13 protein-coding genes are annotated in these 15,108 nt (G+C 75.0%); 6 read left to right on the top strand and 7 right to left on the bottom strand.

The genetic code is table 11. The features are described from left to right. Window positions 1-13: 13 nt before the first annotated feature. The gene (locus tag PV410_RS13420) at window positions 14-520 is read right to left on the bottom strand and encodes a DUF6643 family protein (protein ID WP_500324333.1); all 507 of its coding nucleotides are present in this window, start codon (window positions 518-520) and stop codon (window positions 14-16) included. 320 nt (window positions 521-840) lie between these two features. Here PV410_RS13420 and PV410_RS13415 point away from each other — a divergent pair, with 320 nt between their 5' ends. Beyond that, entirely contained in the window at window positions 841-1,998 is a 1,158-nt protein-coding gene (locus tag PV410_RS13415; protein ID WP_500324332.1) for a glycosyltransferase, read from the top strand. On the opposite strand, the gene PV410_RS13410 is transcribed toward PV410_RS13415, so the two are convergent. After that, the gene (locus PV410_RS13410) at window positions 1,962-3,119 is read right to left on the bottom strand and encodes a glycosyltransferase (RefSeq protein ID WP_500324490.1); all 1,158 of its coding nucleotides are present in this window, start codon (window positions 3,117-3,119) and stop codon (window positions 1,962-1,964) included. The genes PV410_RS13415 and PV410_RS13410 overlap by 37 nt on opposite strands. Before the next feature lie 120 nt (window positions 3,120-3,239). Between PV410_RS13410 and PV410_RS13405 the strand changes: the two genes are divergently transcribed. Both PV410_RS13405 and PV410_RS13400 read left to right on the top strand, forming a co-directional pair. Further along, a complete protein-coding gene (locus PV410_RS13405) occupies window positions 3,240-4,028 on the top strand; it encodes a glutamate racemase (protein WP_500324331.1) in 789 nt (262 codons plus the stop codon). A gap of 90 nt (window positions 4,029-4,118) precedes the next feature. Beyond that, a complete protein-coding gene (locus PV410_RS13400; RefSeq protein WP_499510680.1) occupies window positions 4,119-4,646 on the top strand; it encodes a hypothetical protein in 528 nt (175 codons plus the stop codon). 69 nt (window positions 4,647-4,715) lie between these two features. Here PV410_RS13400 and yicI read toward each other — a convergent pair whose 3' ends face one another. The 4 genes from yicI to PV410_RS13380 all read right to left on the bottom strand — a co-directional run bounded on the left by yicI (window position 4,716) and on the right by PV410_RS13380 (window position 11,108). Next, on the bottom strand, window positions 4,716-7,055 hold the full coding sequence (gene yicI / locus PV410_RS13395) for an alpha-xylosidase (protein ID WP_500324330.1): 2,340 nt from the start codon (window positions 7,053-7,055) through the stop codon (window positions 4,716-4,718). After that, window positions 7,052-8,449 carry a GH1 family beta-glucosidase gene (locus PV410_RS13390; protein WP_500324329.1) on the bottom strand — a complete coding sequence of 466 codons (1,398 nt, stop codon included), beginning with the start codon at window positions 8,447-8,449 and terminating at the stop codon, window positions 7,052-7,054. The genes yicI and PV410_RS13390 overlap by 4 nt, the downstream gene beginning before the upstream one ends. Window positions 8,450-8,542: 93 nt before the next feature. Continuing rightward, complete coding sequence (locus PV410_RS13385; protein WP_500324328.1) at window positions 8,543-9,580, bottom strand: LacI family DNA-binding transcriptional regulator; 1,038 nt, start codon at window positions 9,578-9,580, stop codon at window positions 8,543-8,545. Between the two features lie 463 nt (window positions 9,581-10,043). Continuing rightward, on the bottom strand, window positions 10,044-11,108 hold the full coding sequence (locus PV410_RS13380) for an O-antigen ligase family protein (protein ID WP_500324327.1): 1,065 nt from the start codon (window positions 11,106-11,108) through the stop codon (window positions 10,044-10,046). Window positions 11,109-11,264: 156 nt separating this feature from the next. Between PV410_RS13380 and PV410_RS13375 the strand changes: the two genes are divergently transcribed. The 3 genes from PV410_RS13375 to PV410_RS13365 all read left to right on the top strand — a co-directional run bounded on the left by PV410_RS13375 (window position 11,265) and on the right by PV410_RS13365 (window position 14,655). Further along, window positions 11,265-11,750, top strand: a complete 486-nt coding sequence (locus PV410_RS13375) for an NUDIX hydrolase (RefSeq protein ID WP_500324326.1) — start codon at window positions 11,265-11,267, stop codon at window positions 11,748-11,750. A gap of 85 nt (window positions 11,751-11,835) precedes the next feature. Then, window positions 11,836-12,660 (top strand): 3-hydroxybutyrate dehydrogenase, encoded by an 825-nt coding sequence (locus PV410_RS13370; protein ID WP_500324325.1) that lies wholly within the window; start codon window positions 11,836-11,838, stop codon window positions 12,658-12,660. 66 nt (window positions 12,661-12,726) lie between these two features. Further along, window positions 12,727-14,655, top strand: a complete 1,929-nt coding sequence (locus tag PV410_RS13365) for a helix-turn-helix domain-containing protein (protein ID WP_500324488.1) — start codon at window positions 12,727-12,729, stop codon at window positions 14,653-14,655. On the opposite strand, the gene PV410_RS13360 is transcribed toward PV410_RS13365, so the two are convergent. Next, complete coding sequence (locus PV410_RS13360; protein ID WP_500324324.1) at window positions 14,646-15,065, bottom strand: VOC family protein; 420 nt, start codon at window positions 15,063-15,065, stop codon at window positions 14,646-14,648. The genes PV410_RS13365 and PV410_RS13360 overlap by 10 nt on opposite strands. Between the last annotated feature and the right edge of the window lie 43 nt (window positions 15,066-15,108).

Below are 15,108 nucleotides of genomic sequence, written 5' to 3'. Positions count from 1 at the left end.
CCGCCCGCCGGCGTCAGCCGGAGTAGTAGCCCTGGCCGAGGTTGCGCCGCTGGTACGGCTGCTCGTCGTAGTCGCTGGGCGCCACGGGGCGCGGCGGCGCCGGACGCGGCGCGGCGGCGGGGCGCACCTGCTCGTAGCCGGCCGGGCCCTGGTACTGCTGCGGGGCCTGCTGCGCCTGGTACCCGCCGTTGAAGGCGGCGGGCCGGGGCGCGGTGGCCTGCTGCGGGATGTAGGGCGCCGGCGCCTGCTGCAGCTGGGGCTGCTGGTAGCCGGGCGCCGAGTAGCCGGAGTACGACGGCGTGCTCGGCGCGGAGGAGTACTGCGAGGGGCCGGGCGGCAGCGCGGGGAGCGCGGCCGGCAGGGCCGGGAGATTGCTGCCGGTGTCGTACGCGGACGGTACGCGGATCGGCGCGATCTGAGGGGTGCCCCGCTCTGCGACCAGGCTGTCGTAGATGGGGGTGTCGGGGAAGAACGGCGACGTGTAGTAGCCACCGCCGTAAGAACCGCGGGGGGAGGTCATAGCCCATAAGTTAAGCCCACGATGTGCTGGTTGGGGAGACCGATTAGCAGGTCATTTCATGTGCAGTGAGTGACGGCTGACCCCTATTGCGAGCGAATCGGAGGAAATCGGTCCGTGGCCGCCGTTCGGATCGCGTAAAGGCGCTGGGCCTGGGGCGTTACCGCTCGTCACGCAGGAACACGGGCGCGGGGAAGCACCCGGCCGGGTGGTGCCGGAGGGTGACGGGACCGGCACTCTCACGCACCAACAGGTCACCCGCACGAAGGAGGAACGCGGCGTTTCCGTGACTCCGGCGAACTTCGTCCCGGGAGGCCCCCGATATGCCACAGTGGGCCATGCGCGTCGCCATGCTTTTCGGGCAGAACCGGCCGGCGCGGCCGGAGGAATGGCACAAGGCCGCTGCGACCGTCGCCGACGTGGTCGACGTGGTGGCCGTCCGCGAGTTGACCCTGCCCGCCGTCCGCGGGGTCCCCTACGCCGGCCGCGACCCCGAGCGGCCGCACCACTACCAGGTCGCCGTCCCCCACGGCGGCGCCGTGGCGCGCCGGATCACCGCGGGCCGCGTCGAGGGCGTGCTGCGCCACGAAGCGGCCGAGTGCGGCCGGTTCGACCTCATCCACGGCCATGTGCCCGGCGCCGGGGGACTGCTGCCCCGGCTCGCACGGACCGCGGGGCTGCCCTACGTGCTGAGCGAGGACGACCCGTCACTGTTCGGCCACCCCACGCGCCCGCTCCCCGGTCTTCCCGCGCGGCGGTCCCGCGTGCGGATCTACCGCGAGGCCGCCGCCGTCCTCGCGGTCAGCGACGCACTGCTGCTGCGGCTCGGGGAACTCCGCCTCCCGGGCCGGCACCGCCTCGTGCCGCACCCGGTCGGCCCCGAGGCACTGCCGCCGGTGCCCGCCCGCACCCGGATCAGCCAGGACCCGGTGCGGGTGGCGGCCGCCGGGCGCTTCGAGGCGCACGAGGGCTGGGAGGTGCTGGTGCGCGCCTTCGCCGGCGCCCGGGTCAAGGACCCGCGGCTGCGGCTGGACGTCATCGCCGAGGGGTCCGCCGAACTCCCCGGCGACGTGCGCGAGCTGATACGCAAGTGCGGAGTGGCCCACTTCGTCACGGTGCGCCGGGCCCGCGGCCGCGCCGAGGCGCTGCACACCGTCGCGCACGCCGACCTCTTCCTCGTGGCGAGTCATGTGGAGAGCTTCTGCGTGCGCGCCCTGGACGCGCTCTGCTGCGGCACCCCCGTCGTCGGCACCCGCACCGGCGCGCTCCCCGAACTCGTCGGGCACGACGGCGGGGTGCTCGCCCCACCCGGTGACGCCCCCGCACTCGGCCGGGCGCTCGTGGAGGCCGCCGCCCGGTTGTCCGCGCGCCGTCCCGCGGCCCTCGCCGACCGCACCCGGCGCCGCTACGGCACGGCAGCCGTCGGCGCCCGGCTCGCCGTCGTCTACGCCGAGGCGTCGTCGGGGCGCGGCCGCGTATAGGTGCGGCCCTTCCACGCGGCCCCACGGCCCCGGCCGTGCTGCACCGCCGAGTCGACCGTCATCAGCAGGTAGAGGACGGCCGTGAACGGCAGCAGCAGCGCCGGCCACGGCGGCAGCCGGTAGTAGCGGAGCATCGGTAGGTAGGTGCCGCACATCAGGGCCCACGCCGCCGCGCCCGCCGCGCACAGCGAGCGGTCACCGGTGACCGCCCCGCCGATCGTGGCGAGCGGCGGGAGCACGTACACCAGCAGCAGGCCGAGCACCGTGCCGGCGAGGAGGACCGCGCTGTGCCGCAGCTGCGCGTACGCGCTGCGCGAGACCATCCGCCACAGCTCGGCGAGGCCGGGGTAGGGGCGGACGCTGTCGACCTCATCGGCCAGGCCCAGCCAGATCCGCCCGCCGGACCGTTTGACGGCGCGGGCCAGCGCCACGTCGTCGATCACCGCGTGCCGGATCGTGTCGGGCACGCCCGCCCGCTCCACCGCCGTGCGGCGGATCAGCACGCATCCGCCGGCGGCCGCGGCGGTCCTGGCACGCGGCCGGTTCACCCGGCGGAACGGGTACAGCTGCGCGAAGAAGTAGACGAAGGCGGGGACGATCAGCCGCTCCCAGGCCGTGGCGACCCGCAGCCGGGCCATCTGCGACACCATGTCCAGGTCGCCTGCCTGCGCCGCGGCCACCAGGTGGCGCAGCGATTCGGGGCCGTGCGCGATGTCGGCGTCCGTCAGCAGCAGGAACTCCGGGCCGCCGGACGCGGTGGCCACCTCGATGCCGTGGCGCACTGCCCACAGCTTCCCCGTCCAGCCCTCCGGCACGGGCCCCGGGGTCACCACGCGCAGCGGCAGCCCGTCCACCCGGACCGCCAGCGCACGGGCCAGTTCCCCGGTGCCGTCGCTGCTGCCGTCGTCCACCAGGACCACCTCGGCGCGTCCCGGGTAGCGCTGCGCCAGGACGCTCGGCAGGCTCCGCGGCAGCACCTCCGCCTCGTCCCGCGCCGGGACGACCACCGCCACGTCCGGCCACTCCCGGGGCTCCGCCGCGACGGCAGGCAGCCGCACGTCCGTCCGCCAGAACGCCCCCTGCGCCAGCAGCAGCCACACCCACGACAGCAACGACACCATGGTCACCCACGTCAGCCACGTCACCCCCGCAGTCTGCCGCCGTCGCCCTCCCGCGTGCGTCATTTCCCCCGGTACGGCCGCAGAGCGGGCCGACAATCGCATCGCGTAGGGTTGTCCCCCGTGAAGATCGCGCTGATGGACTCCGGTATCGGCCTGCTCGCCGCGGCCGCGGCCATCCGCCGGCTGCGGCCGGACGCGGACCTGGTGCTCTCCAGCGACCCCGACGGCATGCCCTGGGGTCCGCGCACCCCCGAGGACGTCACCGCGCACGCCCTGGCCTGCGCCCTCGCCGCCGCCGAGCACCGCCCGGAAGCGCTGATCGTGGCCTGCAACACCGCCTCGGTGCACGCCCTGCCCGCGCTGCGCGCGGCGCTCGAACCCGGCATCCCGGTCGTCGGCACCGTCCCGGCGATCAAGCCCGCCGCGGCCGGGGCCCGCAAGGTCGCGATCTGGGCGACCCCGGCGACCACCGGGAGCCCCTACCAGCGCGGGCTGATCGAGGAATTCGGCAACGGCGCCGAGATCACCGAGGTGCCGTGTCCCGGCCTCGCCGACGCCGTCGACCGGGCCGACGAGGCCGCGACCGCCACCGCCATCGCCGCCGCGGCCGCGCTCACCCCCTCCGACGTGGAGGCGGTCGTCCTCGGCTGCACCCACTACGAGCTGGTCGCCGACCGCATCCTGTCCGCCCTGGCCGGTCCCGCCCGGCTGTACGGCTCGGCGGACGCCGTCGCCGCCCAGACCCTGCGGCGGATCGGCGCCGAGCCGCGCCCGGACGCGGCGTCCACCGGGAGCCTCGCGGTGATCCTCAGCGGACGGGCGGGCGCCGTCACGCCCGAGGCGCAGGCCTACGCCGAGGGCCGCTCCCTCGACGCCGGAGTGACCCCCGCCACGGCCGAGGCGCGCTGACACCGCCCGGACGCGCCCCCGGGCGGCGTCCCCCCATTTCCCCTCCGTGGAACGGTGCCAACTCGTCGTGGGATGAGTAGGCTGCGGACTATGACGGACGCGCAGCGTGACGACGCGCGTACATCCCAGGTGTGGACCGGCCACGCGAGCAACCGCTTCCAGTGGCTGCTGGCGGCCGCGGGAGCGGCCTGCATGGCGCTCGGCATCGAGCTCGCCGTGGCCTCGCCCTACACCTCGGGCACGGTGCCGCTGGTCATGTCGGTCGTGGGCTGCATCGCAGCGGGGCTGCTGGTGCTGTTCGGAACGGTCGCGTTCACGCACGTCCGCGTGAACGTGGACCGCGAGGGGCTCCAGGTGCTCTGCGGCCACATCGGCGTGCCCCGCCGGCGGTTCCGGTGGGAGGAGATCAACGACGCGCACCTCGCCCCCGTCGTCAGCCCCCGCCACTGGGGCGGCTGGGGCTACCGCTGGCGGCCGGAACAGGGCACCGCGGTCGTGGTCCGCCGCGGGCCCGGTGTCGTCATCGACCTCGGCAACGGCCGGCACTTCACCGTCACCGTGGACGACGCCGAGGGCGCCGTCCGGGCCATCCGCAGCCGGCTGAGCCTGCGCCCGTAGCCGCCGGGCGGAGGCCGCGCCCGTAGCCACCGAGGGCTTCGGGCGCGGCCCCTCACGGCCGGCGCGTGGCTACGACCAGCGCGCCGTCACCCGTCCGGTTCCCGCGGCGCACGTCAGGAGCACGCCCAGCCCGGTGCGCTCGGCCGACGTGGCGCCCTCGGCCCCGTCCGTGTCGTCCGCACCGACGAGCAGGACGTTCCACGGCGTGGCCGGCGGGCGCTCGCCCCGGGCCTCGACCGTGACCGTGTCACCCGTACGGCTTACCCGGAAGACGGCGGCCGCCGTGCCGTCCGGTGCGGGCACGGTGGCGATCGTCTCGCCGCCGTCGGCCGGGGCGTGCACCCGCAGGGTGACGCCGTCGGCCCAGTCGTACTCCGGGCCCTCCTCAAAGGCGCCGAACGGCACAACCGAGCTGGGCCTCGCCAGCAGCGGGAGCGTGTCGAAACCGTGCGTCTCGCGCCGCCAGCCCGGTCCCTCGACGCGCTCGCCGGTCAGCAGGTGCGTCCAGGTGCCGGCCGGGACGTAGTACTCGACCCCGCCGTCCGCGCTGAGGACCGGAGCGACCAGCACGTCGTCGCCGAGCATGTACTGCCGGTCGAGGTGGTGGCAGGCCGGGTCGTCGGGGAACTCAAGCACCATCGCCCGCATCATCGGAGTGCCCTGGTCACGGGCCTGCAGTGCGGCCCGGTACAGGTACGGCATGAGGCGGTTCTTCAGGCGGGTGAAGTCGCGGGTGACGGCGACGGCCTCGTCGCCGAACTCCCAGGGCACGCGGTAGGACCTGCTGCCGTGCAGCCGGCTGTGCGAGGACAGCAGGCCGAACTGCACCCATCGCTTGAACAGCGCCGGGTCCGGCGTCCCCTCGAAGCCGCCGATGTCGTGGCTCCAGAAACCGAAGCCCGACAGGCCGAGCGACAGACCACCGCGCAGGCTGTCCGCCATCGCCGTGAACGTCGACTCGCAGTCACCGCCCCAGTGCACCGGGAACTGCTGCCCGCCCGCGGTGGCCGAGCGGGCGAAGAGCACCGCCTCGCCCTCGCCGCGCTCCTCGCGCAGCAGGTCGAAGACGACCTGGTTGTACAGCTGCGCGTAGTAGTTGTGCATGCGCTCCGGGTCGGAGCCGTCGTGCCACACCACGTCGACCGGGATGCGCTCGCCGAAGTCGGTCTTGAAGACGTCGACGCCCTGCCGCAGCAGCGCGCGCAGCTTCTCCGCGTACCAGGCGCGGGCCGCGGGGTTGGTGAAGTCGACCAGCGCCATCCCCGGCTGCCACAGGTCCCACTGCCACACGTCGCCGTTCGGCCGCATGACGAGGTAGCCCTCGCGCATGCCCTCCGCGAAGAGCGCGGACTTCTGCGCGATGTAGGGGTTGATCCAGGCGGAGACGCGCAGCCCGCGCTCCTTGAGACGGGCGAGCATGCCCTCGGGGTCGGGGAAGACCTCCGCGTCCCAGGTGAAGTCGCTCCACTGGTACTCGCGCATCCAGAAGCAGTCGAAGTGGAAGACGCTCAGCGGGATTCCGCGGTCCGCCATCCCCTGCACGAAGTGGCTGACGGTCGCCTCGTCGTAGGAGGTGGTGAAGGAGGTCGACAGCCACAGGCCGAACGACCAGGCCGGCGGCAGCGCGGGGCGGCCGGTGAGGGCCGTGTAGCGGGCCAGGATCTCCTTCGGGGTGGACCCCTGGACGACGAAGTACTCCAGCGACTGGTCCTCGACGCTGAACTGCACCTGGTCGACCACCTCGGAGCCGACCTCGTACGAGACCTTGCCGGGATGGTTGACGAAGACGCCGTAGCCGCGGTTGGTGAGGTGGAACGGGACGTTCTTGTAGGCCTGCTCGCTGATCGTGCCGCCGTCCGCCTGCCAGATGTCCACGGTCTGGCCGTTCTTCACGAACGGGGTGAAACGCTCGCCCAGGCCGTACACCAGCTCACCGACCCCGAGCGACAGCTGGGCCACCATGAAGTGCCGGTCGTCGGCGTCGGTGACGAAGCCCGTGCCGCGGGCGCCGGCCGAGGTGAGGACACGGCCGCCCGCGGTGAAGTCCAGGCGCCACGGGGCGGAGGTGTCGACGCGCAGCGTCAGTTCGCCCGAGGTCAGCTCGAGCACCGAGCCGTCGCGGGCGGTCTTCCCCGTGCCGCCGTCCCCGGCGCCGGCCAGGCCGAACTCCGGGCCGCGGCGGGCCTTCCCGGCGTGGTGGGTGGTGCGCACGCCGATCACGCCCTCGGCGGGGGACCAGCACTCGACCGTCAGCAGCGGGCTGTTGAGCGTGTCGCCGCGCTGCCGCACCGGCTTCACCGGCGCGTGGAGGACGATCCGGTCGTCCGCGACCGAGGCGTCGGCGACGGAGGCCGCGTACTTCGCCGTGACGCCCGGGCGCATCATCCAGAAGCCGTCGGTGAACTTCACGACCGCTCCTGCCGTCCCGCCCGGTGGGCGCCGATCAGGTCCCGGTACCAGCCGTAACTGGCCTTGGGCGTGCGCTTGGCGCCGTTGTCGTAGTCGACGTGCACGATGCCGAAGCGCTGGCCGTAGCCACGGGCCCACTCGAAGTTGTCCAGCAGCGACCAGACGTAGTAGCCGCGCACGTCCACACCCGCGTCCATCGCGGCGAGGAGCGCGTGGAGGTGGTCGCGGAGGTAGGCCACGCGGTCGGCGTCGTCGACGCGGCCGTCGGGGGAGAGGACGTCGGCCTCGGCCGAGCCGTTCTCCGTGATGAAGGCGGGCGGCAGCGACGGGTAACGCTCCTTGAGCTCCAGCAGCAGCGCCGTGAAGGACTCGGGCACGACGGGCCAGCCCATGGTGGTGTGCCGCGTCCCGTACGGGTCGGTCTCCCGCACACCGATGTCGACGGCGGTACGGCGGGCCGGGTCGGCCTCGCGGTGCGGGGCGTCGGTGACGGTGAGGGGGCGGTAGAAGTTGAGGCCCACGAAGTCCAGCGGGGCCCCGATGACCTCGAGGTCGCCCTCGCGGCGGTACGAGCCGTCGGCGAGCGCGCCCCAGGTCTCGGCCTCGCCGGTGGGGTAGCGGCCCGAGAACAGCGGCTCGGTCCACGTGTCGTTGTGCAGCGTCACGGCCCGGCGCAGCGCGGCCTGGTCCGCGGCGGAGTCGCTCGCCGACTCGATGCGGTCGAGGTTGAGGGTGATGCCGACCTCGCGGGCGCCCGCCTCGCGCAGGGCGCGCACGGCCAGGCCGTGGGCGAGCAGCAGGTGGTGGGCGGCGGCCAGCGCGCCGGTGCCCTCCTGCGCGCCGGGGGCGTGCCGGCCCTCGGCGTAGCCGACGAAGGCCGAGCAGTAGGGCTCGTTGAGGGTGATCCAGCGCTCGACGCGGTCCCCGAGCCGCTCGGCGACGGCGGCCGTGTACGCGGCGAAGGCCTCGGCCGTCGCGCGGTTGCGCCAGCCGCCCTCGTCCTCCAGGGCCTGGGGGAGGTCCCAGTGGTAGAGGGTCACGGCGGGGGAGATGCCGGCGGCGAGCAGGTCGTCGGTGAGGCGGTCGTAGAAGTCCAGGCCCTTGCCGTTGACCGCGCCGCGGCCCTGCGGGACGACGCGCGGCCAGGCGACGGAGAAGCGGTAGGAGTCGACGCCCAGGTCGGAGAGGAGGCGTACGTCCTCGGCGTGCCGGTGGTAGTGGTCGCAGGCCACGTCACCGGTGGCGCCCTCGGCGGTGCGGCCCGGGGTGTGGCTGAAGGTGTCCCAGATGGACGGCCCGCGGCCGTCCTCGTCGTGGGCACCCTCGATCTGGTACGCGGCGGTGGCGGCGCCGAAACGGAAACCGGGCGGGAAGACCGGGAAATCGGTGGGCATGGGGGAGTGCTCCCTGGCTGGGTGGGTGGCGGGTACGTGGAACGGGACGGTGGGAACGGCGGACGGAGGGCGCCGAGTCTTCAGGGGCCGGGTTCAGGCGCCGGCCGTGCGCGGGCGGGGCGGGGCGATCAGCGGGCCCGGCACGAGCGCCGGGGGGATCAGCCGGTGCCCCGGCGGCGTGGGTGGCGTGCCCTGCGCGTGGGCGGCGATGGCCTCCACGGCGAGCCGTGTCACCTCGGCGGACATCTCGGGGACGGGCAGTTCGATGCGCGGCAGGTCCTGACCGCCCACGTCGTCGGGGAGGTTGCCGACCGCCACGACCGCCAGGTCCTCGGGCACCCGCAGCCCCTCCGCCGCCACGGCGGCGAGGACGTGCGGGAGCGCCGCCACGTGCTGCACCACCAGGGCGGTCGGCGGGCGCTCGCCGTGCAGCAGGGTGCCGATGCGCCGCGCGAGCCGCGCCATGTCCCCGGTCGACTGGTGCACGCGCACGTCGGCCCCGGTCTCCGGCGCCGCGCGGCACGCTCCGGCCACGCCCCGGATCGCGTAGCCGCGCCGCGCCTGGATCTCGCGCTCGGTGGTGGCCAGGTACGCGATGTCCCGGTGGCCGGCGGCGGCGACCTCGTGGACGGCAAGGGCGGCGGCCGCCTCCCAGTCCAGATCGGTCCACGGCAGCGCGGAGTCGTCGGCGGACCGCCCCAGCAGCGCCGTGGGGAAGCCGAGTTCGAGCATGGCCGCGATGCGCGGATCCTCCATCTCGACGGCCATCAGGATCGCGGCGTCCGCCTGGCCGCCGCGCGCGATGCGGCGCAGCCCCGGCACGCCTTCCCGCGCGGTCATGAGCAGGACGTCGTAACCGTGGGCGCGGGCCGCGTCGCTGATGTAGATGGCGAATTGCCCGTCGACCGCCCGGTAGCCGCCCGCCACGCGGGGGAAGGCCAGCGCCAGCACGTTGGTCCGCGCGCTGCGCAGCGTGCGGGCGCTCGCGCGCGGGTGGTAGCCGAGCTCGTCGATCGCCTGCTGCACGGTGCGGCGGGTGTCCTCGGAGATCTTGCGCGAGCCGCTCAGAACGTACGACACGGTGCTCGGTGCGACCCCGGCGCGCTCGGCGACGTCCTTGATCGTGGTCATGCGGCTCCTTCGCGACCCGTGTGCCGGGTTGTCGAATCGATTCGTCGAATCGATTCACCACTACGGAGCACGATGCTATGTCGGCCCCCCGGGGTGAGGCAATGGCCCCCGCCCCGTCGTGCCGGTGTGTGACGCATGCCGCGAGCCGGGGAGGGCCGGTGCGGGCGGCACCGACGGGGCGCCGGGAGGGCGTCCCGTGTGGACGAGGCAACAGCGGCACCGCTGGGCGCCGCGATCGGCGCGTTCGGTTCGGTGGGCACCGGCGGCTTCGCCCGGGCGGCGATGCGGGGGCGGTGACGTGAGCGGGGGTTCACGTGCCGCGCCGCCACGGGGTGCTTGCGCGGATGACGCAGGGCCTCCCGCGCTCTGGATTGCACGCAGTGGAGGCGGTCGTGGGACGCCGCCTTCCGACGCTGCGCCGACGTCGCGCGGACATGGCGAGGCGGCAGGGTGGGCCGGAGGCTCATGTGCCGCCGGGGTCCGGGGGGCCGCCGAGGGGGCGGGAGGTGGCGAGGCCGGCGAGGAGGCCGGCGGCGGCGGTGACGGCAGGGTAGCTGAGGACGTGGTCGACGGCGGCCTGCATGGCGAGGCCGGTCAGGGCGGCCGCGGCGGTCAGGACGACGGGGGTCGGGCGCGGGGAGCGCTGGAGGGCCCAGAGCAGCCAGACGTAGGAGGCGCCGAGGAGGGCGACGCCGGGCAGTCCCTGCTCGGCGGCCAGTTGCAGGGGCGCCGACTGCGGCGTGCCCCCGCCGGGCGCCGAAGGAGCCGGTGCGGTGCCCGCCTCGGCGAAGCGGCCCGGGCCGATCCCGCGTACGGGATGGTCCCGGGCGGTCTCCAGGGCGTCGTGCCACAGCCGGACCCGGGCCGGGGTGAGCTGCCCGGACAGCGAGGCCGACAGCCCCGGCGGCAGGGCGTCGACGGCGACCGCGCAGGTGCCGCCGACCGCCACGACGAGGGCCAGGGCCAGGCCCGCGAGGCCGACCGCGCGGCGCGTGCGGTCGGCGGCAAGCGAGCACAGGACCACCCCGAGGCACGCCGCGAACCCCGCGGCGGAGCCGACGGCCAGCGCGAACCCGGCCGCCGTGGCGCCGAGCAGGCGCAGGCCCAGCCGGAGCGGTCGGGTCCGCGCGGCCCAGGCTGCACAGCAGGCGGCGCCGGTGGCGAGCACCATGAGCGCGGCGTCGGCGTTCGCGTACCCGAGCGGCGGGGTGTCCGGGCCGCCGGACAGGCGACCGGGGAGGGCGACCACCAGGACGACCGCGGTCAGGGCCGCCACGGCGGGGACGGCCACCGGACGCAGGGCGCCGCCGACGCGGCCTGCCGCGTATCCGGCGGTGACCGCCAGGACGGCCAGGAGCACGCCCTCGGGACGGGCCGGGTGGCCCGCCGCGGCGACCAGCGACCACACCGCGCAGCCGGCGAGGACCAGCGCGCCGACCGCGTCCGTCCATCCGGAGCGCGGGCGTTCCGCCGGGCCGTCGCCGGCACCCCCGACCCCTGACCGCGTGCCACCGGTTCGCGTGTCCATCAGCGCACCCCCTGACCCCCGGGGAACCCCCCGGCCCCGGGGGTCACCGTAACCGCTGGGGGCTCGGGATGTGGAGATCCCGTGCGCGAACGGCAAGTGCCGCGCTCACGGACCTGATCCACGGGAGGGTCCGGCCGAGGACGTAGGCTCGGCGGCGTGCCGATTCCCGAATTCCTCCGCGAGCTGCGGGCCCTCGTCGGCCACCGGCAGCTGCTCCTGCCCGGTGTCACGGCGGTCGTCCTCGACGACGACGACCGCGTCCTGCTGAACCGGCGGGCGGACAACGGACGCTGGTCCCTCATCGGCGGCATCGCCGAACCCGGCGAGCAACCCGCCGAGACCGCCGTCCGCGAGGTGCTGGAGGAGACCGGCGTGCGCGCGGTCGTGGAGCGCGTCGTCCTGGTCCAGACGATCGACCCGGTCCTCTACCCCAACGGGGACCGCTGCCAGTACGTGGACATCACCTTCCGCTGCCGGGCGGTCGGCGGGCGGGCCCGGGTCGCGGACGACGAGTCGCTGGAGGTCGGCTGGTTCGACGTGGACGGTCTGCCCGACCTCGGCAACCACGGGCGGCTGCGCCTCAAGCACGCGCTGTCCGACGGCCCGACCTGGTTCGAGCCCGCGGGGCCGCCGCAGGAGTGAGTGTGCGCCACCCCCATTGGCGGTGTCGCGAGTGTGGGCGGCGCACACATCGGTCGGGGCCCACGCGCTGCCTAGCCTGCAGTGCATGACGCCCACGCCCCCCGCGCCCCGTCCCGCAGCAGGCCCCGTCCCGCCGTCCGGGCCGCCGGACCTGGACGGACGCACCGCGCTCGTCACCGGCGCCGCCGGCGGCATCGGCCGCGCGTGCGTCCTGCGCCTGGCCGCGGCCGGTGCCAAGGTGCGGGCCGCCGACCGGGACGCCGAAGGCCTGGCCGAGCTCGCGGAACAGGCCGCGGCGGGCGGCCGCCCCGGCGCCGTCGAGACCGTGACGCTGGACCTGACCGACCTCGACGCCGCCGAGCAGGCCGCCGCGGGCACCGACATCCTGGTCAACAATGCCGGGCTGCAGCTCGTCCGCCCCATCGAGGACTTCCCGCCCGACGTCTTCGCCACGGTGCTGCGCGTGATGCTGGAGGCGCCCTTCCGGCTGATCCGGGGGGCGCTGCCGCACATGTACGGGCAGGGCTGGGGCCGGATCGTGAACATCTCCTCCGTCCACGGACTGCGCGCCTCGGCCTACAAGAGCGCCTACGTCTCGGCCAAGCACGGGCTTGAGGGGCTGTCCAAGACCGCCGCCCTGGAGGGTGCCGCCCGCGGCGTCACCTCGAACTGCATCAGCCCCGCCTATGTGCGCACCCCGCTCGTCGAGCGGCAGATCGCCGACCAGGCGGCCGCACACGGCATCGATCCCGAGCGGGTCGTCACCGAGATCATGCTCGCCGACTCCGCCGTGAAGCGGCTGGTGGAGCCGGAGGAGGTCGCCGAACTGACCGCCTACCTCTGCTCGCCGCAGGCGTCCTTCATCACCGGTGCCTCGCTCACCATGGACGGTGGATGGACGGCGCACTGATCTGCCGGTATCCCTGACAGCGTGCCCCGCGACCCACTCCACGCCCCCGACGACGACGGCGGAACCATGGCTCCCCACAGCCCTTCCGACGCACCCTTCCTGCGGCTGCTCGCCCGCGGGGCACCGGCCGAGGAGTACGAGCGGCCGGTCCTCGCGGCCAGGGCCGAGGGCGCGCCCCCCGCCGTGCTCGCGGAGATGGAGCAGGCCAAGCTGCTGGCCCTGCGCGTGCGGGCGGAACTGGAGGGCCGGCGGCGGCGCGAGGCCGAGCTGTCGGCGCTGTTCGAGACGGCGGGCGACCTCGCGGGCCTGCGGGACCTGGACTCGGTGCTGCAGGCCATCGTGCAGCGGGCCAGGTCCCTGCTCGGCACGGACGTCGCCTACCTCAGCCTGATCGACCGGAAGGCCGGCGACACCTACATGCGGGTCACCGAGGGGTCGGTCTCCGCCGAGTTCCAGCGGGTACGGCTCGGGATGGGGGAGGGGCTCGGCGGTCTGGTCGCGCAGACCGCGCTGCCCTACGTCACCGAGTCCTACTTCGACGACGAGCGCTTCCGGCACACCCACCCGATCGACTCGGCCGTGCACGACGAGGGCCTGGTGGCGATCCTGGGCGTGCCCCTCGTGCTGGGCACCGGCGTCATCGGGGTGCTGTACGCCGCGGACCGCCGGGCCCGGGTGTTCGAACGCGGCCAGATCGCCCTGCTGGCCTCCCTCGCCTCGCTCGCCGCCGTCGCCATCGACACGGCGAACCTGCTGGAGGAGACCCGGTCCGCGCTCGCCGACCTGGGCACCGCCAACGACACCATCCGCAGCCACAGCGCCGTGCTGGAACGCGCCTCCGAGGTGCACGACCGGCTCACCGAACTCGTCCTGCGCGGCGGCGGCGTGGACGACGTCGCGGACGCCGTCGCCGAGGTGCTCTCCGGGACGGTGCGGGTCGTCGGCACCGACCGCGACCCCGTCCCCGACATGCTCGCCGATGCCGTGGCCCGCTCCCGGAAGGACGGCCACGCCGTACGGCAGGGCCAGACCTGGACGGCCGCCGTCACCGCGGGCGGCGAACTGCTGGGCGCGCTCGTGCTGCACGGCCACCCCGAACTCGACCCCGTCGACCAGCGCACGCTGGAGCGGGCCGCCATGGTCACCTCCCTGCTGCTGCTCGCCCGGCGCACCGCCGCCGAGGCCGAGCAGCGCTTCCGGGGCGAACTCCTGGACGACCTGCTCGATGCCCCGCAGCGTGACCCCGCACTGCTGCGCGAACGCGCGGGCCGGCTCCGCGCGGACCTCGACGCCCCGCACGTCGTCCTCGCCGCCCGCGTCGGCGAGGAGCACGCCGGGGCCGCAGCCGACCGGCAGCGGCTGTGGTCGGCCGCCTCCCACCTCGCCGCCACCCGGCGGGGTCTGGCCGCAGCGCGCGACGGGGGCACCGTGCTGCTGCTCCCGCTGGAGCCGGGCTCCGACGCCTCCGCCACCGCCCGCCGGATCGCCCAGCAGCTGGGCACGGCGGTGCAGGCGGCCGTCACGGTGGGGGCGTCCGGCCCCGTCCACGCGCCGGCCGGGCGGCCCGGCGCCGTCGCCCTGGCCTACGCGGAGGCGCAGCGCTGCGGCGACACGCTGCGCGCCCTCGGCCGGGTCGGGGAGGGCGCCGCGGGCGACGACTTCGGCTTCCTCGGGCTCCTGCTGACCGAGTCGCGCGACGTCGACGGCTTCGTGCACCGCACGATCGGCGCCGTCGCCGACTACGACAGCCGCCGGGGTACCGACCTCGTGCGCACCCTGGACGCCTACTTCGCCAGCGGGATGAGCCCCGTGCGCACCAAGGACGCCCTCCACGTGCACGTCAACACCGTCGCGCAGCGCCTGGAGCGCATCTCCCACCTGCTCGGCGCCGACTGGCAGGCCCCGGACCGTGCGCTGGAGATCCAGCTCGCGCTGCGCCTGCACCGGCTCTCGGCCGGGCAGGAGGGCCCGCCGGGTCCCGCCGGTCAGGTCTGATCCGCGCCCGCGACCAGCTCCACCTCGAACCCGTCGCCGTTCTCCAGGTAGGCGGCGTAGTGCTCCTCGCCGCCGGCGTACGGATGCAGCTCGGGGAACATCAGCGTCCAGCCGTGCCGCGGCGAGCGGGCCACCAGGGCGTCCAGCTCCGCGCGGCCCGCCACATGGAACGCGAGGTGGTTCAGCCCCGCCCTGCGGCGCTCGTGCGGCCCCTCGACGAGGTCCGGTGACCGTTCGACGACGATATAGGTCGCCCCCAGCCGCCAGCTGCGGCCCGCCTCCCACCGCTGGTACCGGACGTAGCCGAGCTCGCCCAGCAGCCAGCCCCACTCGGCGTCCGCGCGCTCCAGCTCCGGAACCCACAGCTCGACATGGTGCAGCACCCCCGTCATCTCTCTCGTGTCACCCACGGTCACGACGGTAGACCCCGCCACTGACACACCGTGACGGGGT

It is taken from the genome of Streptomyces sp. PA03-5A (genome assembly GCF_033792725.1).
In the GTDB taxonomy this organism is placed as follows: domain Bacteria; phylum Actinomycetota; class Actinomycetes; order Streptomycetales; family Streptomycetaceae; genus Actinacidiphila.
This window is presented reverse-complemented; position numbering and strand designations above follow the sequence as displayed.

What these genes read in the sequence shown, in the direction of transcription:
- PV410_RS13420 (WP_500324333.1), bottom strand. Translation starts at nt 520, where the DNA reads ATGACCTCCCCCCGCGGTTCTTACGGCGGTGGCTACTACACGTCGCCG.
- PV410_RS13370 (WP_500324325.1), top strand. Translation starts at nt 11,836, where the DNA reads ATGACGCCCACGCCCCCCGCGCCCCGTCCCGCAGCAGGCCCCGTCCCG.
- PV410_RS13385 (WP_500324328.1), bottom strand. Translation starts at nt 9,580, where the DNA reads ATGACCACGATCAAGGACGTCGCCGAGCGCGCCGGGGTCGCACCGAGC.
- PV410_RS13365 (WP_500324488.1), top strand. Translation starts at nt 12,727, where the DNA reads ATGGCTCCCCACAGCCCTTCCGACGCACCCTTCCTGCGGCTGCTCGCC.
- PV410_RS13390 (WP_500324329.1), bottom strand. Translation starts at nt 8,449, where the DNA reads ATGCCCACCGATTTCCCGGTCTTCCCGCCCGGTTTCCGTTTCGGCGCC.
- PV410_RS13400 (WP_499510680.1), top strand. Translation starts at nt 4,119, where the DNA reads ATGACGGACGCGCAGCGTGACGACGCGCGTACATCCCAGGTGTGGACC.
- PV410_RS13415 (WP_500324332.1), top strand. Translation starts at nt 841, where the DNA reads ATGCCACAGTGGGCCATGCGCGTCGCCATGCTTTTCGGGCAGAACCGG.
- PV410_RS13380 (WP_500324327.1), bottom strand. Translation starts at nt 11,108, where the DNA reads ATGGACACGCGAACCGGTGGCACGCGGTCAGGGGTCGGGGGTGCCGGC.
- PV410_RS13410 (WP_500324490.1), bottom strand. Translation starts at nt 3,119, where the DNA reads ATGGTGTCGTTGCTGTCGTGGGTGTGGCTGCTGCTGGCGCAGGGGGCG.